The 22548-nt window shown below is 57.5% G+C and carries 25 protein-coding genes and 1 pseudogene; 16 read left to right on the top strand and 10 right to left on the bottom strand.

Annotated features, from left to right (window positions below):
* Positions 1-243: 243 nt before the first annotated feature.
* Positions 244-456 carry a biofilm development regulator YmgB/AriR family protein gene (locus QLG03_RS25225; RefSeq protein ID WP_023288897.1) on the top strand — a complete coding sequence of 71 codons (213 nt, stop codon included), beginning with the start codon at positions 244-246 and terminating at the stop codon, positions 454-456.
* An 82-nt stretch (positions 457-538) separates the two neighbouring features.
* Complete coding sequence (locus QLG03_RS25220) at positions 539-1093, top strand: helix-turn-helix transcriptional regulator (RefSeq protein ID WP_017899620.1); 555 nt, start codon at positions 539-541, stop codon at positions 1091-1093.
* A 41-nt stretch (positions 1094-1134) separates the two neighbouring features.
* On the opposite strand, the gene QLG03_RS25215 is transcribed toward QLG03_RS25220, so the two are convergent.
* Positions 1135-1869 (bottom strand): MerR family transcriptional regulator, encoded by a 735-nt coding sequence (locus QLG03_RS25215; RefSeq protein ID WP_282473678.1) that lies wholly within the window; start codon positions 1867-1869, stop codon positions 1135-1137.
* Between the two features lie 154 nt (positions 1870-2023).
* Positions 2024-3235 (bottom strand): diguanylate phosphodiesterase, encoded by a 1212-nt coding sequence (locus QLG03_RS25210; RefSeq protein WP_048334451.1) that lies wholly within the window; start codon positions 3233-3235, stop codon positions 2024-2026.
* A 327-nt stretch (positions 3236-3562) separates the two neighbouring features.
* Here QLG03_RS25210 and ycgZ point away from each other — a divergent pair, with 327 nt between their 5' ends.
* The 3 genes from ycgZ (at position 3563) to QLG03_RS25195 (ending at position 4556) form a co-directional block, all read left to right on the top strand.
* Positions 3563-3808: a regulatory protein YcgZ gene (gene ycgZ, locus QLG03_RS25205; RefSeq protein ID WP_023288894.1), complete on the top strand. Its 246-nt coding sequence runs from the start codon at positions 3563-3565 to the stop codon at positions 3806-3808.
* A 124-nt stretch (positions 3809-3932) separates the two neighbouring features.
* The gene (locus tag QLG03_RS25200) at positions 3933-4238 is read left to right on the top strand and encodes a hypothetical protein (protein ID WP_023288893.1); all 306 of its coding nucleotides are present in this window, start codon (positions 3933-3935) and stop codon (positions 4236-4238) included.
* Positions 4239-4289: 51 nt separating this feature from the next.
* Positions 4290-4556: a biofilm development regulator YmgB/AriR family protein gene (locus QLG03_RS25195; RefSeq protein WP_004886050.1), complete on the top strand. Its 267-nt coding sequence runs from the start codon at positions 4290-4292 to the stop codon at positions 4554-4556.
* Positions 4557-4664: 108 nt separating this feature from the next.
* Here the strand turns inward: QLG03_RS25195 and pgl are convergent, their stop codons facing one another.
* Positions 4665-5660, bottom strand: a complete 996-nt coding sequence (gene pgl, locus QLG03_RS25190; protein WP_023288892.1) for a 6-phosphogluconolactonase — start codon at positions 5658-5660, stop codon at positions 4665-4667.
* A 228-nt stretch (positions 5661-5888) separates the two neighbouring features.
* Here pgl and QLG03_RS25185 point away from each other — a divergent pair, with 228 nt between their 5' ends.
* Entirely contained in the window at positions 5889-6707 is an 819-nt protein-coding gene (locus QLG03_RS25185) for a pyridoxal phosphatase (RefSeq protein ID WP_044521692.1), read from the top strand.
* Here QLG03_RS25185 and modC read toward each other — a convergent pair whose 3' ends face one another.
* The 4 genes from modC to QLG03_RS25165 form a co-directional block, all read right to left on the bottom strand.
* Positions 6708-7766, bottom strand: coding sequence for a molybdenum ABC transporter ATP-binding protein ModC (modC, locus tag QLG03_RS25180; RefSeq protein ID WP_044521712.1), 1059 nt, complete (start codon positions 7764-7766; stop codon positions 6708-6710).
* On the bottom strand, positions 7766-8458 hold the full coding sequence (gene modB, locus QLG03_RS25175; RefSeq protein WP_023288889.1) for a molybdate ABC transporter permease subunit: 693 nt from the start codon (positions 8456-8458) through the stop codon (positions 7766-7768). The genes modC and modB overlap by 1 nt, the downstream gene beginning before the upstream one ends.
* Entirely contained in the window at positions 8458-9231 is a 774-nt protein-coding gene (modA, locus tag QLG03_RS25170) for a molybdate ABC transporter substrate-binding protein (RefSeq protein WP_255988214.1), read from the bottom strand. Before modA ends, modB begins: the two co-directional genes overlap by 1 nt.
* Positions 9232-9373: 142 nt before the next feature.
* On the bottom strand, positions 9374-9523 hold the full coding sequence (locus tag QLG03_RS25165) for an AcrZ family multidrug efflux pump-associated protein (RefSeq protein ID WP_002895156.1): 150 nt from the start codon (positions 9521-9523) through the stop codon (positions 9374-9376).
* Between the two features lie 152 nt (positions 9524-9675).
* On the opposite strand from QLG03_RS25165, the gene modE reads away from it, so the two are divergent.
* From modE to gpmA, 7 genes are all read left to right on the top strand, one after another.
* Positions 9676-10464 carry a molybdenum-dependent transcriptional regulator gene (modE, locus tag QLG03_RS25160; protein ID WP_117128542.1) on the top strand — a complete coding sequence of 263 codons (789 nt, stop codon included), beginning with the start codon at positions 9676-9678 and terminating at the stop codon, positions 10462-10464.
* Between the two features lie 67 nt (positions 10465-10531).
* The gene (modF, locus tag QLG03_RS25155) at positions 10532-12004 is read left to right on the top strand and encodes a molybdate ABC transporter ATP-binding protein ModF (protein WP_023288887.1); all 1473 of its coding nucleotides are present in this window, start codon (positions 10532-10534) and stop codon (positions 12002-12004) included.
* 209 nt (positions 12005-12213) lie between these two features.
* Positions 12214-13230, top strand: coding sequence for a UDP-glucose 4-epimerase GalE (galE, locus tag QLG03_RS25150; RefSeq protein ID WP_023288886.1), 1017 nt, complete (start codon positions 12214-12216; stop codon positions 13228-13230).
* Between the two features lie 9 nt (positions 13231-13239).
* Entirely contained in the window at positions 13240-14286 is a 1047-nt protein-coding gene (galT, locus tag QLG03_RS25145; RefSeq protein WP_044521687.1) for a galactose-1-phosphate uridylyltransferase, read from the top strand.
* Between the two features lie 2 nt (positions 14287-14288).
* Positions 14289-15437 carry a galactokinase gene (gene galK / locus QLG03_RS25140; protein WP_032455171.1) on the top strand — a complete coding sequence of 383 codons (1149 nt, stop codon included), beginning with the start codon at positions 14289-14291 and terminating at the stop codon, positions 15435-15437.
* Complete coding sequence (gene galM / locus QLG03_RS25135) at positions 15431-16474, top strand: galactose-1-epimerase (RefSeq protein ID WP_101976857.1); 1044 nt, start codon at positions 15431-15433, stop codon at positions 16472-16474. Before galK ends, galM begins: the two co-directional genes overlap by 7 nt.
* Before the next feature lie 291 nt (positions 16475-16765).
* Positions 16766-17518, top strand: coding sequence for a 2,3-diphosphoglycerate-dependent phosphoglycerate mutase (gene gpmA, locus QLG03_RS25130; protein ID WP_002895089.1), 753 nt, complete (start codon positions 16766-16768; stop codon positions 17516-17518).
* A gap of 73 nt (positions 17519-17591) precedes the next feature.
* On the opposite strand, the gene aroG is transcribed toward gpmA, so the two are convergent.
* On the bottom strand, positions 17592-18644 hold the full coding sequence (gene aroG, locus QLG03_RS25125) for a 3-deoxy-7-phosphoheptulonate synthase AroG (RefSeq protein WP_023288882.1): 1053 nt from the start codon (positions 18642-18644) through the stop codon (positions 17592-17594).
* A gap of 315 nt (positions 18645-18959) precedes the next feature.
* Between aroG and QLG03_RS25120 the strand changes: the two genes are divergently transcribed.
* Both QLG03_RS25120 and zitB read left to right on the top strand, forming a co-directional pair.
* Entirely contained in the window at positions 18960-19343 is a 384-nt protein-coding gene (locus QLG03_RS25120) for a YbgS-like family protein (protein WP_065804714.1), read from the top strand.
* Between the two features lie 118 nt (positions 19344-19461).
* Positions 19462-20406, top strand: a complete 945-nt coding sequence (gene zitB, locus QLG03_RS25115; RefSeq protein WP_255988221.1) for a CDF family zinc transporter ZitB — start codon at positions 19462-19464, stop codon at positions 20404-20406.
* Here the strand turns inward: zitB and pnuC are convergent.
* Both pnuC and nadA read right to left on the bottom strand, forming a co-directional pair.
* Positions 20403-21122, bottom strand: coding sequence for a nicotinamide riboside transporter PnuC (gene pnuC / locus QLG03_RS25110; protein ID WP_004151689.1), 720 nt, complete (start codon positions 21120-21122; stop codon positions 20403-20405). The genes zitB and pnuC overlap by 4 nt on opposite strands.
* A 35-nt stretch (positions 21123-21157) precedes the next feature.
* The gene (gene nadA, locus QLG03_RS25105) at positions 21158-22201 is read right to left on the bottom strand and encodes a quinolinate synthase NadA (RefSeq protein WP_023288879.1); all 1044 of its coding nucleotides are present in this window, start codon (positions 22199-22201) and stop codon (positions 21158-21160) included.
* 69 nt (positions 22202-22270) lie between these two features.
* Between nadA and QLG03_RS25100 the strand changes: the two are divergent.
* Positions 22271-22417, top strand: a pseudogene (locus QLG03_RS25100) (hypothetical protein); the annotation flags it as partial.
* Positions 22418-22548 lie beyond the last annotated feature (131 nt).

Genomic DNA, 22548 nt, shown 5'->3' with positions numbered 1-22548 from the left:
AACTAAAAATCAGCCGTTCTGTTGTACATATAGTTCTGAAAAAAGTTGTACATAATGGGATCACCGTCTATAGTTTGGAGTGTTGACTGCTTGTTGCGCAACGAAGCGGGGATGTTTAACGGTGGCGCGGCAAGTCAGGCGGTGGTTCCTGGTTTTGCATTTCCTGTTCGTGACTTGGCGCGTACCGATGGTACGTAGCGACTTTTATTGTCAGTTTGCGTTATACGTGGGAGAGTTCGAGCTATGCATATTAAAAATACCATTCCAGCAGAGTTTGTCTTCAATTCGGCCCTGATGAAGAATATTGAAAATACGCTCATTAAGCAGCACAGAACGATAAATAATGAGCGGATGATTACGGAAATTCAGCATCGCCTGCAAACGGAAAGTAATGAAATACTCTCCGACCTCTATTTGCAGGCGCTGGATATGCTGTACAGCAAACCTCATCATTAATTAAACTCGCGGAGCTGGCAGCAGACTTAAGCCTGCGGCGCCGGCACGCCTGGGTCTCTATCGGCTAACTGAGGCAAATAAAATGTCACACCATAATACCTGCTATCGTACTGAACATTACGATCTGTGGTTTGATAATCGTTTTCTTCTCTATGGGATGTCGCTGATCCTGAATAGTCTGCCGGCATCTTACTTTCGCAAAAAACATGTTTTCTTTACCAGCGACAATTATTTCGCGGTACTGCAGCATAACTATAATCGTCGGGATACGTTATTTATTTTGTTAACCGAAGGCAACGATCTTAATTTTCTTAGTGAACTGCCTATGCTGCGCTTACCGGCCAATTCAACGCCGGAAGAGTTAAAGATATTTCTGCACCAGCCAACCCGCTACTATAAAACCCACCCGGCGCCGGGCGCCTCGGTGCAGTTTACCGAGCGGGAAAAGAAAGTTATTCAACTTATCAGCAATGGCGAAGCGGTCGCCAGCATTGGCCGGTCGCTGAATCTGCATATTAAAACCATTTATCAGATCCGGCTGAATCTGATTAAAAAGCTCGGCTGTAGCGGTAGGACCGATTTTTTTAATATCAGCCGCAGCGAAACCTTTAAATCCTGGAGCCAGATCCACCTGTAACCCGGCGCGTTAGCCCCGGTCTGCTTTGCGGATCGGGGCGATTAATTATTACCGTGAAAATGGATGCTGAAGCCCTGCTCCTGCCAGTGGCTGAGCAGCTCTTCCTGGAGAGGGGTGGCGGCGCGTCCGGTCCAGACGAAGATATGCTGCCCGGGGAACAGCTCGGGCCGCGGCGACTCCAGCGGTTCGGCGAGGACGTTGACGTGCCAGCCGCGCTGGGAAAGACGCCATGCCTCCAGCCACAGACGCGTCCTGTCCTCATTGCTCCAGCCCACCAGCAGCGTCTCCCTGCCGTTCTTTTTACGCGCTTCGGCGAGAAACAGCGCCACGCAGTCAATCAGCAGACCATCCAGCAAACTACTAATCACCAGAGAGGTATTCTGATCGAGCTTCAGACGCTGACGTACCGGCACTAACAGGCTGTCGATGAGCGTGTCGACGGGGTGTTGATGGCTTAGCGCCAGTAATTTGGCACGGATTCTGGCGGGCTGCATATAACGCAGAATGGACATCATCTCTTCCTGAAGATGCGCGGATTCGTCGCGCGCCGCCAGCAGGTTACCCTCCAGCAGCGCTTTGACTTTCCCGACGGATACGCCGCGCTCGATCCAGCGCTTGATCTCTTCAATGCGCAGGATATCTTCTTCATCAAATTGCCGATGCCCGCCTTCGCTACGCTGCGGTTTCAGTAGACCGTAACGACGCTGCCAGGCGCGCAGTGTGACCGGATTGATTCCGCAACGTTCGGCGACTTCACCGATACTGTAAAACGCCATAGCAGCCTCACATCAACCTGATACTTTAATACCTAAACTAACGAATTCAGGCATCCTGTACAACTCTATTTTCTTGTACAGATAAAGATAACAGGTTGTGGCTCACAGCGCTTGGGAAAAAGATGAAAAAATAGTTGGCTGATTTCGCGGTGGATTATTTTTTTTCCGGCCAGGCGACGGCGGGTAAGCCCCCCAGGCGCGCGCTGGCGAACAAATTCCCCTGAAACTGCGAAATACCGGCTGATTCCAGCCACATCCACTCTTCAGCACGCTCAACGCCGACGGCAGAAACCGCAATCTCCAGCGAAAAACAGCATTTGATAATCGCCTGTACAATTGACTGCCGCGGTCCATCCTGGTGGATATTGCGGATCAGCTCATGGTCGATTTTAATTCTGTCGGGCTGGTATTGCGCCAGCAGCGACAGCCCGGCAAACCCGGCGCCGAAGTGATCGATGGCAAGATTGATACCCGCCCCTTTTAGCTTTCGCACCGCATCGGTAAAATCATCCATCCGCGAAATCACTTCCCGTTCGGTAAACTCGACAATAATCTGTTCAGGAATAAGATCATTACGCTGAATTTGATCGAGCAGGAAACCCACCGCGTTCGGCGCTTTAACCAGCGTCATCGGCAGTAAATTAATACTTAACGCCTTATTACGTAAGCCTAATTGCCCGGCCAGCGACAGCGCGACGCGTTTACTGTGCAGATCGGCGAGATAAATATCGTCCCCGGAAAGCCCGGCAAAATAGGCGCCAGGCGACTGGCCGTCCGGTGTGCGTAACAGCGCTTCCCACGAAATAATTTCGCAGGCGAAAGGGTCGACAATCGGCTGGAAGGCAAAGGACCAGCTTTCCTTATTATCAATTATCGGCGTATCAGGATAGAAAGTATTCTGATCGGGGATAAATACCCAGCTGTCAGCGGAAGGAATCTCAAAATAGTTCGCTTTTTCCGTTGATTCGACAAAGGTGCGGAAAAATTGCAGTGCCCGGTCGTCATAGGTGAGCTGATATTTTGTGGTCCCGCGGTCCATCACCGTCTGCAGCACCTCCTCGCGATCATGTTCCCGTAAATCAAACAGTTCCATACCGACCTTACCGAAACGGCGGGACGGCGCATAATCGCACAGAAGCTCTACCAGGTTATAATGGCGGGGATCGCGGCAAATATGCTGATAAATATCCTGAACCTTTTCTTCAGGCCCCTCAATGAGTTGAAAAAAATGCGTCCCGTTAAAAAGTAAAATACCGGTGACGTCCGCCTGCCCATTTCTTTCGTTTGCCCTGGCAACCATGGCCTCGATCGATTTGAATGAGACATTGTCGCAAATATGGCTGCGATAAATGATGGTGGTTAGCATAGTGATTCCAGATGGGAGGGTAAGCATTCACAGTAGCAGTTATCAGGCTAATCGTCTTGTAAAACTACGTTTTGTCTTAACAAAAAAGATACACTAAAAATCCCTTTTTTGTGCAAGGCTTTTTCATTTTTCTTTTCTTGTACAACGTGCACCGTTAAATCCTACCTTTACAAGCCAGAATCGCACAAAACACATAAAAATAAATTATTAAAAATCAATGATTTAACCATGCCTGAATCATTATTGTTCAACTTTGTGTGTACAGGTTAACAATTATTGTATAAGTTTAATGGCAGTTAACAGATGAGTGAAATGTAAGGAGCAGATATGCAGCAGAATGGTTACATTCCAGATACAGCGAACGCAATTGCCCAGTATTTCAACAAAGCATCGTTACCTTCCCAGCAGGAAACGCTGGGTCAGATTGTGATGGATATTCTCAACGAAGGGCGTCATCTCAACCGCAAGGCGCTGTGCACTAAACTGTTGAGCCGACTCGACCGGGCCCGTGCCCCCGAGGAAGAGAGTCACTATCAGACCTTAATTGGTCTGCTGTTTGCCGATCAGGAATAACGTCATCGATCGTCGCCTGTTGCGCCGCAGTAGCAGATGAGGGGCGATCGCTTCCATAAACCTGCTGCTGACCTGAATGTCCGTTCGCAGATTCAGGGAGAGAGTGGCATGCAGTGAGACGGTTATGAATAGCAGTGAAACTGAGGAAATCACCGATGAGATCATCGGCGAGGCGGTACTCGCGCTTCTGAAAACGAATCGCCCTATTACCACCCCGACCCTGCTGGTTCGACTTCGGTTGATGCAGGCGACAGAGTCAGACCGACAGCGAAGAAAGGTTATCGCTGCCGTGATTGAAGAAATTTGCGCAAAGCTTGCCCGTCAGCGGAAGCAAGCGCCTTTGCAGGTAAAGAAAATCAATGGCCGTTGGGAAACCCGAGGATCGCCGGCGCAAAGCGCCATGGCGCCGGAAGGTAAAAAGATCCACTGAGTATCCTAACCGTGGTGAATAACACAGAGTGAGAATGTGATGAGACAGACTATGCATCAGCAACCCGATATTTACGCAGGACTGCAGGACACCGCGCTCTCCGACTATTTCCGTAACGCCGGTGATAAGCTGGTTGATGAGTCCGCCGTGATGTCGCTGGCCATCAACAGTATTCTCCAGTCAGAAGGTCACCTGAACAATAAGGCCATTATTTTATGGCTGATTCAGGCGCTGGAAAGCACCGATGACGTGGTGACCGCAGACGTGATCCGTAAAACGCTGGAGATTGTCGTCGGCTACACCATGGACGATATCTAAGGCCGTCACGCTTCAGGCCCGCCAGGGCAACCCCTTTCCGACAGAGCCTGTCCGCTCTGTTAAAAAAAACCTCGCTGACGCGAGGTTTTTTCATTTACGCCTGACGGATCAGTGGGCGTTGACTACCACCCACATCGGCCCCTGCCCGACCGCATAGCGACCTTTCTCCTGCAGCAGCCCCTGCTCGCCGGTAATTTCGTACACCGCGATATGGTGCGACTTCTGCCCGGCGGCAATCAGATACTTACCGCTGTGATCGAGATTAAAGCCGCGCGGCTGGGTTTCGGTCGGCTGATAGCCCTCCACCGCCAGCACGCTGCCATCTTCCGACACGCTGAACACCGTGATGATGCTGGCGGTACGATCGCAGGCGTACAGGTGACGACCGTCCGGAGTGATATGAATATCCGCCGCCCAGCGCACGCCGGTGAAATCAGACGGCATCATATCCAGCGTTTGTACACATTCGATATTGCCATTCGGGTCTTTCAGCTCCCAGACGTCAATTGAGCTGTTTAGCTCATTGACGCAGTAACCATACTGCTGGTTCGGATGGAACACCATGTGGCGCGGACCCGCCCCTTCGACGGTGGTGACTTCCGCTGGCTCCTGGGCGGAGAGGAAACCATCCTCGCTGAGGGTAAACAGACAGATGCGATCCTGCTTCAGCGCCGGCACCCACAGGGTACGATTGTCCGGGGAGATATTAGCCGAGTGGCAGCCTTCCAGCCCGTCCACCACGGTGATGGTTTCGCCCGGCAGACCATCCTGCAGCGGGGTCACGCTGACGCAGCCCTGATTGTAAGAGGCGCTGAAGACAAAGCGACCATGATGATCGGTAGAGATGTGGGTCGGGCTGCCCGGCAGCGCCGCTTCCCCTGCGAAGGTCAACGCCCCGTTATCCGGCGTGATGCGATAAGCTAACACGCGAAACTCCGGACGAACGCCAACGTACAGATACTCCTTATTGGGGCTGACCACCATCGGCTGGACCTGCCCCGGGGCATCAACCACCTGCACCAGCGTCAGTTTGCCGTCCGCTTCAAGACTCCAGACGTGGATTTGTTGGCTTTCCGGGCTGGCGGTATAAACGGTTTGTTTCATGACTACTCCTTCCCTCACTGCACGTGGATTTTTCATTTTCAGGATAACTGCACCCCGAAAATTATAAGACATCCGCCCATGATACTCGCATCGCGCGCCGAATTACCGACGGACGGCGGCACAAAGGGCATACAGACATTCACGGCAGATGTGGAAAAATTGGTCCTGACGCCACGGCGGTGTACCATCATGGCCTGGTCACTTTTCAACATCTACCGGAAATAACACATGACAACACGCGTGATTGCCCTGGATTTAGACGGCACCCTGCTCACCAGCAAAAAAACCATCCTGCCCGCTTCGCTGGAAGCGCTGGCCCGCGCCAGAGAGGCGGGCTACCAGGTGATCGTCGTTACCGGACGTCATCACGTCGCTATTCATCCTTTTTATCAGGCACTGGCTCTCGATACACCTGCAATTTGTTGTAATGGCACTTATTTGTATGATTATCACGCAAAAAAGGTTTTGGCGGCCGATCCTATGTCGGTGGAACACGCGGTAAGCCTCACCGCCATGCTCGCCGAACAGCAGATCCACGGCCTGGCCTATGTGGATGACGCGATGCTTTACGAACAGCCCACCGGGCATGTGATCCGCACCCGCAACTGGGCGCAGGCGTTACCGGAGGATCAGCGCCCGGTCTTCAGCCAGGTCGACTCGCTGGCGCAGGCGGTCCGCGAGGTCAAGGCGGTATGGAAATTCGCCCTCACCGACGACGACATTCCCCGTCTCCAGCGCTTTGCGCAGGAGGTCGGCGAGACGCTGGGCCTCGAGTGCGAATGGTCGTGGCACGACCAGGTGGATATCGCTCGCGCCGGCAACAGCAAAGGCAAACGCCTGGCGCAGTGGGTCGCTGACCAGGGGCTGTCGATGCAGAATGTGGTGGCCTTCGGCGATAACTACAACGATCTGAGTATGCTGGAAGCGGCAGGCACCGGGGTGGCGATGGGTAATGCGGTGGACGACGTCAAAGCCCGCGCCAACGTGGTCATCGGCGACAATGAGTCCGCCAGCATCGCCGAGTTTATCTACCGTCAGCTGCTGTGATCAGGCGGCAATCGACACGCTTTTGATCTGGGCAAATACCTGCTGGCCTGGCGCTATCGCCAGGTCATCCCGCGCCCACGGGCTGATTCGAGCCCACAGCGGATGGCCGCTCACCCTGAGCTGAACCTCAATCTGCCCGTTGACCTCCAGACACTGAACCACCTCGGCGCGTAAGATATTGCGGATGCTGGTTGCGGACGGCTGGGCCAGCACCAGCGAGACGTCCGACGCCTGGATGCGGATCCGCGCGCTCTCCCCGGCGGGACGATCGAGCCGGTTAACCCACAGCATTTGATCCCCCAGCGTCAGCGCGGTCATCGCGTACTGCGGATGCTGCGCGGCGACGGTGGCGCTGAGGATCGTACTCTGCTGTTCCGCCGGCAGCCACGGGTGCATCACGCTGCTGCTCCAGACCTCCTCCAGCGGACCGAAAGCCTTCACCTTACCGGCCTCCAGCACCAGCACGCGATCGGCCAGATGCTGGATCTCGTCCAGCGAGTGGCTGACGTAGAGCATCGGAATATGGATCTCCTGCGCCAGCCGCTGCAGATAGGGCAACAGTTCGCGTTTGCGCGGAATATCCAGCGAGGCCAGCGGCTCGTCCAGCAGCAGCAGCTCCGGCGCGGTCAGCAGGGCGCGGCCGATGGCCACGCGCTGCTTTTCGCCGCCGGATAACCGGCCCGGCAGCCGATCCAGCAAGGGCGCAATTCCCAGCAGTTCCACCAGCTTATCGAACTGGCTGACCATGGATTTCGCCATTCCGTACTGCAGATTGCCGCGCACTTTATAGTGGGGAAACAGGCGCGCATCCTGAAATACATAGCCGATCCGCCGCTGCTCCGGCGCCAGGCAGATACGCTGCGCGGTGTCGTTCAGCACCCTTCCGTTGAGGACAATCCGCCCCGCCTGCGGCCGGGTCAGGCCGCTGATAGCGTTGATCAACGACGTTTTCCCGGCGCCTGAGACGCCAAAGATGGCGGTGATCCCGCTGCTGGGCAGCGTTTCACGGATCTGCAGACAGTGGCTGCCGAGGGTCTGGGTAAAGTCCAGCTCGAGCATCATGATCCTCCCATTCGCTGGCGGCTCACGCGGGCCAGCCATTCTGAAATCAAGAGCGAGACCAGCGCCAGGCCGATAGCAATGAGGCAGAGGCGGGCCGCCGCCCCCTCCCCGCCCGGGGTCTGGATCAAGGTGTACATCGCCGAAGGCAGGGTGCGCGTTTCACCGGGAATATTGGAGACGAACGTGATGGTCGCGCCAAACTCCCCTAACGAGCGGGCGAAGGCCAGCACCGTGCCGACAATAATTCCCGGCAGAGTCAGCGGCAGCGTAATGGTGAAAAATACCCGCCAGCGGCTGGCCCCGAGGGTTCTCGCCGCCTGCTCCAGTTTGATGTCCACCCCCTCCAGCGCCAGGCGGATGGCGCGCACCATCAGCGGGAAAGACATCACCGCCGCCGCCAGCACCGCCCCGCGCCAGCTGAAGGCAAAGCTGATGCCGAACCAGTCATACAGCCAGCTGCCAATAAACCCGCGCCGCCCCATGGCCACCAGCAGCAGATACCCCACCACCACCGGCGGCAGCACCAGCGGCAGATGGAGAAGGCTGTCGAGCAGCGCCTTGCCGGGGAAGGTGCGCCGGACCAGCAGCCAGGAAAAAAAGATGCCAAAGGGCAGGCTCAGGGCCACCGCCAGGGAGGAGACTTTCAGGCTCAGCAGCACCGCCTGCCATTCGGGTTCGCTCAGAAACATCAGCGGGTGGTAAATCCGTAACGTTGAAAAATCGCCGACGCTTCCGGCCCTTTCAGGTAGTCATAGAAAGCGCTCACGGCCGCGTTGCGGTGGCCATCGACAATCGCCAGCGGGTACTCGACTTTCTGATGCGACGCCTCCGGGAAAGTGCCAACCACTTTCACCCCTTTGCTGGCCACGGCATCCGATCCGTAGACGATGCCCAGCGGCGCTTCGCTACGCTCCACCAGCGCCAGCGCGCCGCGCACATCTTCCGCCGGGGCGAGCTTCGGCGACAGGGTCTCCCAGGCGCCCAGTTTCTGCAGCGCTTCTTTGGCGTAGATACCTGCCGGAACGTGCTGCGGATCGCCCACCGCCAGACGGCCCCCTTTCAGCAGGCTGGTCCAGTCGGTTTTCTCATCAATGGTTATCGCCCCCTGCGCGCTGGCTTTCGGCGCCACCACCACCAGGCTGTTGCCAAGCAGGGTGGCGCGGGTCGCCGGATCGATGGCCTTTTTGTCTGCCGCGTAATCCATCCACTTTTGATCGGCGGAGATAAACAGGTCCGCCGGGGCGCCTGCTTCAATCTGCCGCGCCAGCGTCGACGACGAGGCAAACGACGAGACGACCTCGACGTTTTTCGCTTTCTTATACGCCTGGGCGATATCCTGCATCGCGTTGGTTAACGACGCGGCCGCGAAAACGGTCACTTTCCCTTCTGCCGCCAGCACCTGACCCGCGACGCACAGCGTGAGCGATACCCCGACCACCCCGCGTAACCAAGAACCTGTCATCTGAATCTCCTGTCAATGCGTTATGTACTCGACAATATAACGATATGCGAAGCGTTTTTATAGTGACGCAGGACAATAAAATGAAGGGAAATGATACAGGAGGGAAATAGCACAGCGCCCGGTTAAACCGGGCGCCGGGAAATCAATGATTTTGCTGGCTGCGATCTTTGTGGCCGACGCCGGAGAAGAGGTTGAACACTTCACCAAGACCGTAAATCAATCCCAGGATGACCGCCATCACCACCGGTACCATGATGACCGCAAAAACCAGACTTTTCAAAAGCTCTAACATGGTTCACTCCAGATAGTATGATTCCCTGATTGTAACGGTTTCAGCCGAAAAAACACGCCCCATTTGTGCGGTGGTTAATGACAAACCGCGCAGAGAGGTTTTGCAACGGGGTGACTATCGGTCACAATACGCTTTTTTGTCAGGAAACGATTATGCAGGCCGAAATTCTTCTCACCCTTAAGCTTCAGCAGCGCCTGTTTGCCGACCCCCGGCGGATCGCCCTGCTCAAACAGATTGACCAGACCGGTTCGATAAGCCAGGGGGCGAAGCACGCGGGTATCAGCTATAAAAGCGCGTGGGATGCCATCAACGAGATGAACCAGCTCAGCGAACAGCCGCTGGTGGATCGCGCCACCGGCGGCAAAGGCGGCGGCGGCGCGGTGCTGACCCGCTACGGGCAGCGTCTGATCCAACTGTACGATCTGCTGGCGCAGATCCAGCAGAAAGCGTTTGATGTGCTCAGCGATGACGACGCCCTGCCGATGGACAGCCTGCTAGCGGCCATCTCGCGCTTTTCCCTGCAGACCAGCGCCCGCAACCAGTGGTTCGGCACTATCACCGGCCGCGATCGCCAGCAGGTGCAGCAGCACGTCGAGGTGCTGCTGGCCGACGGGCAGACCCGCCTGAACGTCGCCATTACCGCCCAAAGCGCTGAAAAGCTGGGGCTCGATGAGGGCCAGGAGGTGCTGGTCCTGTTGAAAGCGCCCTGGGTTGGCATCACCCTCGACCCGGCGGTGGCCCGCCAGGCCGAGAACCAGCTGTCGGGTCGCATCAGCCATATCGAATGCGGCTCCGGGCAGTGCGAAGTGCTGATGACCCTTGCGGACGGCCAGACCCTGTGCGCCACCCTGCCGCAGGCCCAGACCTCTGGCCTGACGGAAGGGACGGAGGCGATCGCTTACTTCAACGCCGATCGCATCATTCTCGCTACGTTATGCTGACCCCATTGACATTGCGCGCCTGAAGTCGTATCCCTGATGCACATCGCTGCAAAAAATGGGATACATCATGTCATCATTGCAAATTTCGCAAGGCACGTTTCGCCTGAGCGATACAAAAACCTTAAAAATAGACCACCTGAGCGTGGCGGCGGGTGAAAGCTGGGCGTTCGTCGGCAGCAACGGCAGCGGCAAATCCGCCCTCGCACGGGCCCTGGCCGGCGACCTGACCCTGCTCAGCGGCCAGCGCGAAAGCCTTTTCTCCCGCGTAACCCGCCTCTCCTTCGAACAGCTGCAGAAGCTGGTCAGCGACGAGTGGCAGCGCAATAACACCGACCTGCTCAGCCCCGGAGAAGAAGATACCGGACGCACTACCGCGGAGATTATTCAGGATGAGGTGAAAGATCCGGCCCGCTGCGCGCAGCTTGCCGAACAGTTTGCCATCAGCGCCCTGTTGGACCGCCGCTTTAAGTATCTGTCCACTGGCGAAACGCGTAAGACCCTGCTGTGCCAGGCCCTGATGAGCGATCCGCAACTGCTGATCCTCGACGAGCCGTTCGACGGCCTCGACGTCAACTCCCGCCAGCAGCTGGCCGCCCTGCTGGCCGACCTGCATCGCGCCGGCATCACCCTGGTGCTGGTGCTCAACCGTTTCGATGAGATCCCGGACTTTGTGCAATACGCCGGCGTGCTGGCTGACTGCCTCCTCAGCGAGACCGGCGAGAAGCACGCTCTGCTGCAGCAGGCGCTGGTCGCCCAGCTGGCGCACAGTGAAAAACTGGACGGTATCACCCTGCCGGAGCCGGATGCCCCACCGGCCCGCCATACGCTGACGGAGACGGCGCCGCGTATCGTCCTCAATGACGGGGTGGTCTCCTACAACGATCGCCCGGTCATCAACCACCTCTCCTGGACCGTGAACCCCGGCGAACACTGGCAGATCGTCGGCCCCAACGGCGCGGGTAAATCCACCCTCTTAAGCCTTATCACCGGCGATCACCCCCAGGGCTACAGCAACGATCTCACCCTCTTTGGCCGTCGGCGCGGCAGCGGCGAGACCATCTGGGATATTAAAAAGCATATCGGCTACGTCAGCAGCAGCCTGCATCTGGACTACCGGGTCAGCACCAACGTCCGCAACGTGATTCTGTCGGGCTATTTTGACTCGATCGGCATTTATCAGGCGGTGTCCGATAAACAGCATAAGCTGGTGCAGCAATGGCTGGATATTCTCGGCATCGATAAGCGCACCGCCGACGCGCCGTTTCACAGCCTGTCGTGGGGCCAGCAGCGGCTGGCGCTTATCGTCCGCGCGCTGGTGAAGCATCCAACCCTGCTGATCCTTGATGAACCGCTGCAGGGGCTGGATCCCCTCAATCGCCAGCTGGTGCGCCGCTTCGTCGACGTCCTGATAGGCGAAGGCGCCACGCAGCTGCTGTTTGTCTCGCACCATGCGGAAGATGCCCCGGACTGTATTACCCATCGCCTGGCGTTCGTTCCCAGTGGAGACGGTTACACTTATCAGCTCGGCCCCGTGGCCTGACGCCCCCTGCCGGGGATCGCAAGATCCCTGGTATTTTTCAGAAAAATAGCGCCTTACTCACCTAACCGTATGTATTTTAAAGAAAATATATTAAACGATGCCGTTTCACTCTTGAGTGTAAACGATTCCACTAACTTGTTCTGTGTCACACTTTTCACTTCTTTGATATGCTATCTTCCTCATACACGATAAGCCGAATGGAGCGAATCATGAAAGTTCTGGTTACAGGTGGTAGCGGTTACATTGGAAGTCATACCTGCGTTCAACTGCTGCTGCAGGGGCATGAGGTGGTGATCCTCGACAATCTCTGCAACAGCAAGCGCAGCGTACTGCCGGTGATTGAGCGTCTCGGCGGCAAAGAAGCCACCTTTATTGAAGGCGATATTCGTAACGAAGCGCTGATGACCGAGATCCTCCACGATCACGCCATTGAAGCGGTGATCCACTTCGCCGGGCTGAAAGCCGTCGGGGAGTCCGTCGCCAAGCCGCTGGAATATTACGACAATAACGTCACCGGCACACTGAAATTAGTCTCCGCCATGCGCGCCGCGGGCGTGAAGAACTTCATCTTTAGCTCCTCCGCCACCGTCTACGGCGACCAGCCGAAAATCCCGTATGTCGAAAGCTTCCCGACCGGCACCCCGCAAAGCCCCTACGGTAAAAGCAAACTGATGGTGGAGCAGATCCTGACCGACCTGCAAAAAGCGCAGCCGGAGTGGAGCATTGCGCTGCTGCGCTACTTCAACCCGGTCGGCGCCCACCCGTCGGGCGACATGGGCGAAGACCCGCAGGGGATCCCGAATAACCTGATGCCCTACATCGCCCAGGTCGCCGTTGGCCGTCGCGAATCGCTGGCCGTGTTTGGTAACGACTACCCGACCGAAGATGGCACCGGCGTGCGCGATTATATCCACGTGATGGACCTTGCCGACGGCCACGTCGCGGCCATGGAAAAACTGGCTGACAAAGCCGGGGTCCATATCTACAACCTTGGCGCCGGCGTCGGCAGCAGCGTGCTCGACGTGGTCAATGCTTTCAGCAAGGCCTGCGGCAAACCGATTAACTACCATTTCGCGCCGCGCCGCGATGGCGACCTCCCGGCCTACTGGGCGGATGCCGCCAAGGCCGACCGCGAGCTGAACTGGCGCGTGACGCGCAACCTGGACGAAATGGCACAGGACACCTGGAACTGGCAGTCCCGCCATCCGCAGGGTTATCCAGACTAAGGAACCTTCATGAGCGTATTTAACCCCGTTGACCATCCGCATCGTCGTTATAACCCGTTAACCGGGCAGTGGATTCTGGTTTCTCCGCATCGCGCCAAGCGCCCCTGGCAGGGAGCGCAGGAGACGCCGGCGAAACAGACCTTGCCGGCCCACGATCCGGACTGTTTCCTGTGCCCGGGCAACACCCGGGTCACCGGCGACACGAATCCGAATTACACCGGCACCTACGTGTTTACCAACGACTTTGCGGCCCTGATGACCGACACCCCGGATGCCCCGGAGAGTGACGATCCGCTGATGCGCTGCCAAAGCGCGCGCGGCACCAGTCGGGTGATCTGCTTCTCGCCAGACCACAGCAAAACGCTGCCGGAACTGAGCCTTGAAGCGCTGGAAGGCGTGGTTAAAGCGTGGCAGGAACAGACCGCGGACCTCGGGAAAAGCTACCCGTGGGTGCAGGTCTTTGAAAACAAAGGAGCAGCGATGGGCTGCTCCAACCCACACCCGCACGGTCAGGTATGGGCCAACAGCTTCCTGCCTAATGAAGCGGAACGGGAAGACCGTCTGCAGAAAGCGTATTATGCCAGCCAGGGCCAGCCGATGCTGCTGGACTATGCCCGGCGCGAACTGGCCGACGGCAGCCGCACGGTGGTCGACACCGATCACTGGCTGGCGGTCGTGCCCTACTGGGCCGCGTGGCCGTTCGAAACGCTGCTGCTGCCGAAAGCGCCCGTGCAGCGTATTACCGATTTAACCGACGCCCAGCGCAGCGATCTGGCGCTGGCGTTGAAAAAGCTGACCAGCCGTTACGACAACCTGTTCCAGTGCTCATTCCCCTACTCCATGGGCTGGCACGGCGCGCCGTTTAACGATGAAGACCATAACCACTGGCAGCTTCACGCCCACTTTTATCCGCCGCTGCTGCGCTCCGCGACGGTCCGCAAGTTTATGGTTGGCTACGAAATGCTGGCCGAAACGCAGCGCGATCTCACCGCCGAGCAAGCTGCCGAACGACTGCGCGCCGTCAGCGACGTCCATTTTCGTGAATCCGGAGTGTAATGATGAGTCTGAAAGAGAAAACCCAAACCCTGTTTGCTGAGGCCTTCGGCTACCCGGCCAGCCATGTCATTCAGGCGCCAGGCCGCGTCAACCTGATCGGCGAGCATACCGATTACAACGACGGCTTTGTGCTGCCCTGCGCCATCGACTACCAGACGGTGATCAGCTGTGCGCCGCGCGACGATCGTACCGTGCGGGTGATTGCCGCCGATTACGACAATCAGACCGACGAATTCTCTCTCGACGCGCCGATTCTCAGCCACGACACCCAGCAGTGGTCGAACTATGTCCGCGGCGTGGTGAAGCATCTGCAACAGCGGAACAGCCACTTCGGCGGCGCAGATCTGGTGATCAGCGGCAATGTGCCGCAGGGCGCAGGCTTAAGCTCCTCAGCCTCGCTGGAGGTCGCCGTCGGCACCGTGTTCCAGCAGCTCTACCATCTGCCGCTCGACGGCGCGCAAATCGCCCTCAACGGCCAGGAGGCGGAAAATCAGTTCGTCGGCTGCAACTGCGGGATCATGGATCAGCTGATTTCGGCGCTGGGCAAAAAAGACCATGCGCTGCTGATCGACTGCCGCTCGCTGGGCACCAAAGCCGTCTCGATGCCGAAAGGCGTGGCGGTGGTGATTATCAACAGTAACTTTAAGCGCACCCTCGTCGGCAGCGAGTACAACACCCGTCGTGAACAGTGCGAGACCGGCGCGCGCTTCTTCCAGCAGCCCGCTCTGCGCGATGTCACCCTTGAGCAATTCAACGCTGTCGCCCATGAGCTGGATCCGGTGGTGGCGAAGCGGGTACGTCATGTGCTGACGGAGAATGCCCGCACCGTGGAAGCCGCCAGCGCCCTTGAAAAAGGCGACCTGAAGCGGATGGGCGAGCTGATGGCCGAATCCCACGCCTCGATGCGCGATGATTTCGAGATCACCGTCCCGCAGATCGACACCCTGGTGGAGATCGTTAAGGCGACAATCGGCGATAAGGGCGGCGTGCGCATGACCGGCGGCGGTTTTGGCGGCTGTGTGGTAGCGCTGGTCCCGGAAGATCTGGTCGATACCGTTCAGCAGGCCGTTGCCAACGAGTATGAAGCGAAAACCGGAATTAAAGAGACGTTTTATGTCTGCAAACCGTCACAGGGGGCTGGCCAATGGTAACGCAAACCACCGCGCTGGCGCCGGACGGCCAGCCATGGCAGCAGGTAACCCTGCGCAATAAGGCGGGGATGACCGTCACCGTGGCGGACTGGGGCGCGACGCTGCTCAGCGCCGAGGTGCCGCTGGCCGATGGCAGCGTGCGCCATCCGCTGCTGGGCTGCGCAAAGCTGGAAGACTATGCCCGCCAGGCCGCGTTTCTTGGCGCCTCGGTAGGCCGCTACGCCAACCGTATCGGCCAAAGCCGCTTCCCGCTTGACGGCCAGCTCGTCACCGTCACGCCGTCAAACGACGCGGGCCACCAGCTTCACGGCGGCCCGGAAGGGTTTGATAAGCGCCGCTGGCGCATCGTCCGCGCTGACGAGCAGGAAGCGCTGTTCGCCCTGACCTCGCCCGATGGCGATCAAGGCTTTCCGGGCACTCTGCAGGCCACCGCGCACTATCGTCTGACCGACGATAACCGCATCGCGATTACCTATCGCGCCACCGTGGACCAACCCTGCCCGGTGAACATGACCAATCACGTCTATTTCAACCTCGACGGTGACCAGGGCGACGTGCGCCAGCACCAGCTGCAGATCCTCGCCCATCGCTATTTGCCGGTGGAAAGCGATGGTATCCCGGGCGGCGGACTCAAAGACGTCGCCGGCACCAGCTTTGATTTCCGCCAGCCGAAAACCATCGCCGCCGACTTCCTCGCGGATGCCGATCAGCAAAAGGTGAAGGGTTATGACCATGCCTTCCTGCTGGACGCCAGAGGCGACGCCAGTCAACCTGCGGCGCAGGTCTGGTCGCAGGACGGTAAGCTGCAGATGACGGTCTATACCTCCGCTCCGGCGCTACAGTTTTATTCCGGCAACTATCTCGGCGGCACCCCGTCGCAGACGACGGAACCCTACGCCGACTGGCAGGGGCTGGCGCTGGAGAGCGAATTCCTGCCGGATTCGCCGAATCATCCGGAATGGCCGCAGCCGGACTGTGTGTTACGTCCTGGCCAGGAGTACGTCAGCCTGACGGAATATCAGTTTATCGCCCGCTAATCGCCAGCGCCCTCCGCCGGGGGGCGCTGAGTTTCGTCCCCGCCCTCTTCTCTCCTGCCTCTTTTTTCAGCATCCTGCTCTATTTTCCATCATCAAAGGACAAAAAAATAACCTGTGTTTTACAAGCACCTTACACTGAGCCACTATTTTCGCTATGGTTAGGGATAAGCATTGCCGTGAGCCAAATCACGGCAATATAATGAGAATAGTTATCAATCAATAACACATACACCAACATATTCAGCGCACCGTTCGCGGCGCGAGGGATGGCGTGTAGAGAGGAGTAAGAGAATGGCTGTAACTAAGCTGGTACTGGTTCGTCATGGCGAAAGCCAGTGGAACAACGAAAACCGCTTCACCGGTTGGTACGACGTTGATCTGTCCGAGAAAGGCGTTAGCGAAGCGAAAGCAGCAGGTAAACTGCTGAAGGCTGAAGGCTTCAGCTTTGATTTTGCTTATACCTCCGTGCTGAAACGTGCCATCCACACCCTGTGGAACGTGCTGGACGAACTGGATCAGGCCTGGCTGCCGGTTGAGAAATCCTGGAAGCTGAACGAGCGTCATTACGGCGCGCTGCAGGGCCTGAACAAAGCGGAAACTGCTGAGAAATACGGTGACGAGCAGGTTAAACAGTGGCGTCGCGGCTTCGCCGTTACTCCGCCGGAACTGACCAAAGACGACGAGCGCTACCCGGGCCACGATCCGCGCTATGCAAAACTGACCGACGCGGAACTGCCGACCACTGAAAGCCTGGCGCTGACCATCGACCGCGTCGTGCCTTACTGGAACGAAACCATTCTGCCGCGCCTGAAAAGCGGTGAGCGCGTGATCATCGCCGCTCACGGTAACTCCCTGCGCGCGCTGGTTAAATACCTCGACAACATGGGCGAAGACGAGATCCTCGAACTGAACATCCCAACCGGCGTACCGCTGGTGTATGAGTTCGATGAAAACTTCAAGCCGATCAAACATTACTATCTGGGCAATGCGGAAGAGATCGCGGCGAAAGCGGCTGCCGTCGCCAACCAGGGTAAAGCGAAGTAATTTCCCCCGGTGAAAATAAAAAAGCGTGGAAATCTCCACGCTTTTTTTATGACCTGCGCGAGCGCAACGTAGCTTAGCCGCGGCGGGTTTTCACCGCTTCCGCCAGCTGACGCAGGATCGCTTCGGTATCCTCCCAGCCGATGCAGGCGTCGGTAACGCTCTTGCCGTAGGTCAGCGGTTCACCGCTCTCGAGGCTCTGGTTGCCTTCCACCAGATGGCTTTCAATCATCACGCCCATAATGGCGCGCTCGCCGCCGGCAATCTGCTGGCATACGTCGGCGCCTACTTCCATCTGCTTCTTGAACTGCTTGCTGGAGTTGGCGTGGCTGAAGTCGATCATCACCTGGGCCGGCAGGCCCGCTTTCGCCAGACCGATTTTCACCTCCGCCACGTGCTTCGCGCTGTAGTTCGGCTCTTTGCCGCCGCGCAGAATAATATGGCAGTCGCCGTTGCCGCTGGTATTGACGATAGCGGAGTGGCCCCACTTGGTGACCGACAGGAAACAGTGCGGCGCGCCGGCGGCGTTAATCGCGTCGATAGCCACCTTGATGGTGCCATCGGTACCGTTTTTAAAGCCCACCGGGCAGGAGAGCCCCGAGGCGAGCTCGCGGTGCACCTGGGATTCGGTGGTGCGCGCCCCGATGGCGCCCCAGCTCATCAGATCGGCGACATACTGCGGGGTGATCATATCGAGGAATTCCCCTGCCGCCGGCAGGCCGCTGTCGTTAATGTCCAGCAGCAGTTTGCGCGCAATGCGCAACCCGTCGTTGATGCGGAAGCTGTTATCCATATGGGGATCGTTGATAAGCCCTTTCCAGCCGACGGTGGTGCGCGGTTTCTCAAAATAGACGCGCATGACGATCTCGAGCTCGCCCTTCAGCGCCTCGCGCAGGGTCAGCAGACGGGAAGCGTACTCTTTCGCCGCCGCCGGGTCGTGAATAGAACAGGGCCCAATCACCACCAGCAGGCGGTCATCATCACCTTTGAGGATCTGGTGGATCGCTTTGCGAGCATGTGCAACGGTGTTTGCAGCATTTTCGGTAGCAGGGAATTTTTCCAGGAGCGCAACGGGAGGTAATAATTCGTTGATCTCTTTAATGCGTAAATCGTCGTTCTGATAATTCATCTTCTTTCCAGCGTTGCCATACTTATTCAATGAAATGCAATCCCTCCAATCTATCTCTTCGCTGAAATAGTGTAAACGTGATTTTACAGTAGTGATGGAATAATCCTGGAAATAGGCAAAAATACGCCATAAAGTAGCGAAACCAGACTCATGAACTACAATATTTAACTGTTAAAGCTAATTAAGTCTTACGTTTCAGGATTATATAGTGACACTGCGATCGTCTGCGGAGTCTTTAACCATAGCGAGTCAGATCCCTGGCACACTTACCGCTGGAGGCGTAGTTACCGCTTCCCGACCCAACAGGAGTATCCGATGAACATGAAAAAACTGACGACCCTTTTGCTCACCGCCACCTTAGGTCTTGCCAGCGGCGCGGCCCTGGCGGCAGACACCGGCGCCCAGTCCAACAATGGCCAGGCCAACTCTTCCGCTGATGCCGGTCAGGTGGCGCCGGACGCCCGTGAAAACGTGGCGCCGAATAACGTCGATAATAGCCAAATCAATTCTGGCTCTGGCACTGGCGGCACCATGCTTCATCCTGACGGCTCGACGATGAGCCAGGACAATATGTCGAGCGATGAGGTCCATAAAAACTCGATGTGTAAAGACGGCCGCTGTCCGGACACCGGTAAGAAGCTGGACAACGGCGACAGCATGAACCATGACAACAGCAAAACCGACGGCACCACCCAATAATTGATGCGGTGAGTGCAAACAGAGAAAAGGCGAGCCGGGCTCGCCTTTTCTCTGTTTGTTATCGTTCTCTGTTTATGATGTCATAGCGTGATAATGATAACTATCAAGGGACGACACTATGGCGCACTCGCATTCGCACTCCCCTGCCCAGGCTACGGATAACGGCAACGCCCGCCGGCTGCTCTGGGCGTTCATCGTCACCGCCGGTTTTATGCTGGTAGAAGCCATCGGCGGCGCGATCTCCGGCTCGTTGGCCCTGCTGGCGGATGCCGGCCATATGCTCACCGACTCCGCCGCCCTGCTGTTTGCGCTGCTGGCGGTTCGCTTCGCCAGCCGTCCCCCGAATGCCCGCCATACCTTTGGCTGGCTGCGTTTGACCACCCTGGCTGCGTTTCTCAATGCCATTGCTCTGGTGGTGATCACCATGCTGATTGTCTGGGAGGCCATTCAGCGCTTCCAGCACCCGCAGCCGGTTGCCGGCGTGACGATGATGGTGATTGCGGTCGCTGGCCTGCTGGCCAACGTGCTGGCTTTCTGGATCCTGCATCGTGGCAGCGAAGAGCGGAACCTCAACGTGCGCGCCGCGGCGCTACACGTGCTCGGCGATCTGCTGGGCTCGGTTGGCGCGATTGTGGCCGCCGTGGTGATCCTCACCACCGGCTGGACGCCTGTCGACCCGATCCTTTCCGTGGTGGTTTCCTGCCTGGTGTTACGTAGCGCCTGGCGTCTGCTAAAGGAGAGTCTGAATGAGCTGCTGGAAGGCGCGCCGCGTTCGCTGGATGTGACGGCCCTGCAGCGGGATATCCGCCGCTCTATCCCGGAGGTGCGCGATGTTCACCACGTCCACGTCTGGCTGGTGGGGGAAAAACCGGTGATGACGCTGCATGTGCAGGTGGTGCCGCCGCACGATCATGATGCGTTACTCAACCGTATCCTGCATTTCCTGGAACATAAATATGAAATTGAGCATGCCACGGTACAGATGGAGTACCAGCCCTGCAGCGGCCCGGAGTGCCATCTCAACACGATGCACGCCGGGCACGATCATCACCACCACCATTAGCCAGAAAACGCGTGAGAACCTCGCTCACGCGCGCTGTTTATCCACATCCGGCTGCCGTTCAGCGCAATGAACGTCAGCAAGAGATATTCCAGCGACATCGCATAGACGCCCTGACGGGCAAAAATCACCACGCTGATGACGTTGACGATGACCCACAGCAGCCAGTTCTCAACGTATTTGCGGGTCATTAAGATCATCGCCACTACCGACAGCACCGTCATACAGGAGTCCCAGAACGGGAAGGCGTCCGGCTGCAGTTCCGGCATAGTGACCTGCAAACCGAGCGCTTGCATCAGGCTGACCGCGATCCGCGTCAGGAAAGCAAAAAACGGATTGATAAACAGGGTCAGCAAGCCGATCGCCACCACGCAGGCCGCCAGCCAGCCCAGGGCTTTACTGCGCGGTAGCCAGCGGATCTGCAGCTCAGCCTCATGGTTGCTGCTTTGCCGCGACCAGGCATACCAGCCGTAAACGTTAGCGGCAAAGAAGAACAGCTGCAGCAACAGGCTGGCGTACAGCTGGATCTGAAAGAAGATGATGGCGAACAGCGTGACGTTGACCAGACCGAAGGCATAGTTACTGATCTTCTCCAGGCTCGCCAGCCAGATGCACAACAGCCCGGCGATGGTCCCCACGGCCTCTATCCAGGAGAGATCGTACCCCCCGGCGCCGATGGGTATATGTACTAAAATATTCTGCGTGCTAAAAAAATCCATTTTATCCTCTCAGCGCCAGATGACGCGGCAATAGGTTATCCCCGTAGTGTAGCCGCAAAATCCAGCATCCGGTTAAGGGGAATTAATGCGCCGGTCCGCAGCGCTTCGTCGACGTGGATTTCATGTTCAGCACCGCCCTGCTCGAGCCCCTCAGCAATGGCTTTCAGGCCGTTCATCGCCATCCACGGACAATGCGCGCAGCTGCGGCAGGTCGCCCCTTCACCGGCGGTGGGCGCTTCCAGCAGCGTTTTCTCCGGCACCGCCTGCTGCATTTTATAAAAGATACCGCGATCGGTCGCCACGATCAGCTGGCGCTGGGGCAGGCTTTTCGCCGCCGCGATCAGCTGGCTGGTGGAGCCTACGGCATCGGCCATCTCGACGATCGCCTGCGGCGACTCGGGATGGACCAGCACAGCGGCTTCGGGATGCAGAGCCTTCATCCGCATCAACGCCTGGGTTTTAAACTCGTCGTGCACGATGCACGCCCCCTGCCAGCAGAGCACATCTGCGCCGGTCTGACGCTGAACGTAACGGCCAAGATGGCGGTCCGGCGCCCAGAGGATTTTTTGACCAAGGCTATCCAGATGGTCAATGAGTTCCACGGCGATGCTGGAGGTCACCACCCAGTCGGCGCGAGCCTTCACCGCGGCAGACGTATTGGCATAGACCACCACGGTGCGGTCAGGATGAGCGTCGCAAAAGGCGTTGAACTCCTCAATCGGACAGCCCAGATCCAGGGAACACTCGGCGTTCAGGGTCGGCATCAGAATGGTCTTTTCCGGGCTGAGGATTTTGGCGGTTTCCCCCATAAAACGCACCCCGGCGACCAGCAGCGTGGAGGCCGAATGGCGGGCGCCAAAGCGCGCCATCTCCAGCGAGTCGGCAATACAGCCGCCGGTCTCTTCCGCCAGCTGCTGAATTTCAGGATCGGTATAGTAATGCGCCACCATCACGGCATCGCGCTCGCGCAGCAGACGCTTGATTTTTTCGCGGTAAAACTGCTTTTCATCGACGGTCAGCGGCTGCGGTTTCGGTGGGAAGGGATAAATCGCCGTTTCAGGATCAAACATTACGCTCATCATGCAATCTCGTTTTACTGGCTTAACTCTAAGACCGTCAGTATGGCCTGCCCGCGCCATGATACGGCCATGGTGTTTTATATGCTAAACAAGATAGCCGATTACGCGCCAAAAGTCGTGATGAATTTTGTACATCAGCGCCTGTTCCAGGGGACGATGCTGCGTCGCTGTCCGGGCTACCGGTTCGCGCCCTGTGCAGGCGTGGTAAGCGCAGCGCGAGCGTGGGAAAGCGCTGAATACAATATTGTGGAAATTGATGGGCGGGCAGAAAGCAAAAAGGCGCCTTTAGGGCGCCTTTTTACATTGGTGGGTCGTGCAGGATGACTCGGCTTCGCCTCGCCCTTCGG

Origin of the sequence: Klebsiella sp. V115_8, assembly GCF_029967715.1 — a bacterium.
Lineage (GTDB): Bacteria > Pseudomonadota > Gammaproteobacteria > Enterobacterales > Enterobacteriaceae > Klebsiella > Klebsiella quasipneumoniae.
This window is presented reverse-complemented; position numbering and strand designations above follow the sequence as displayed.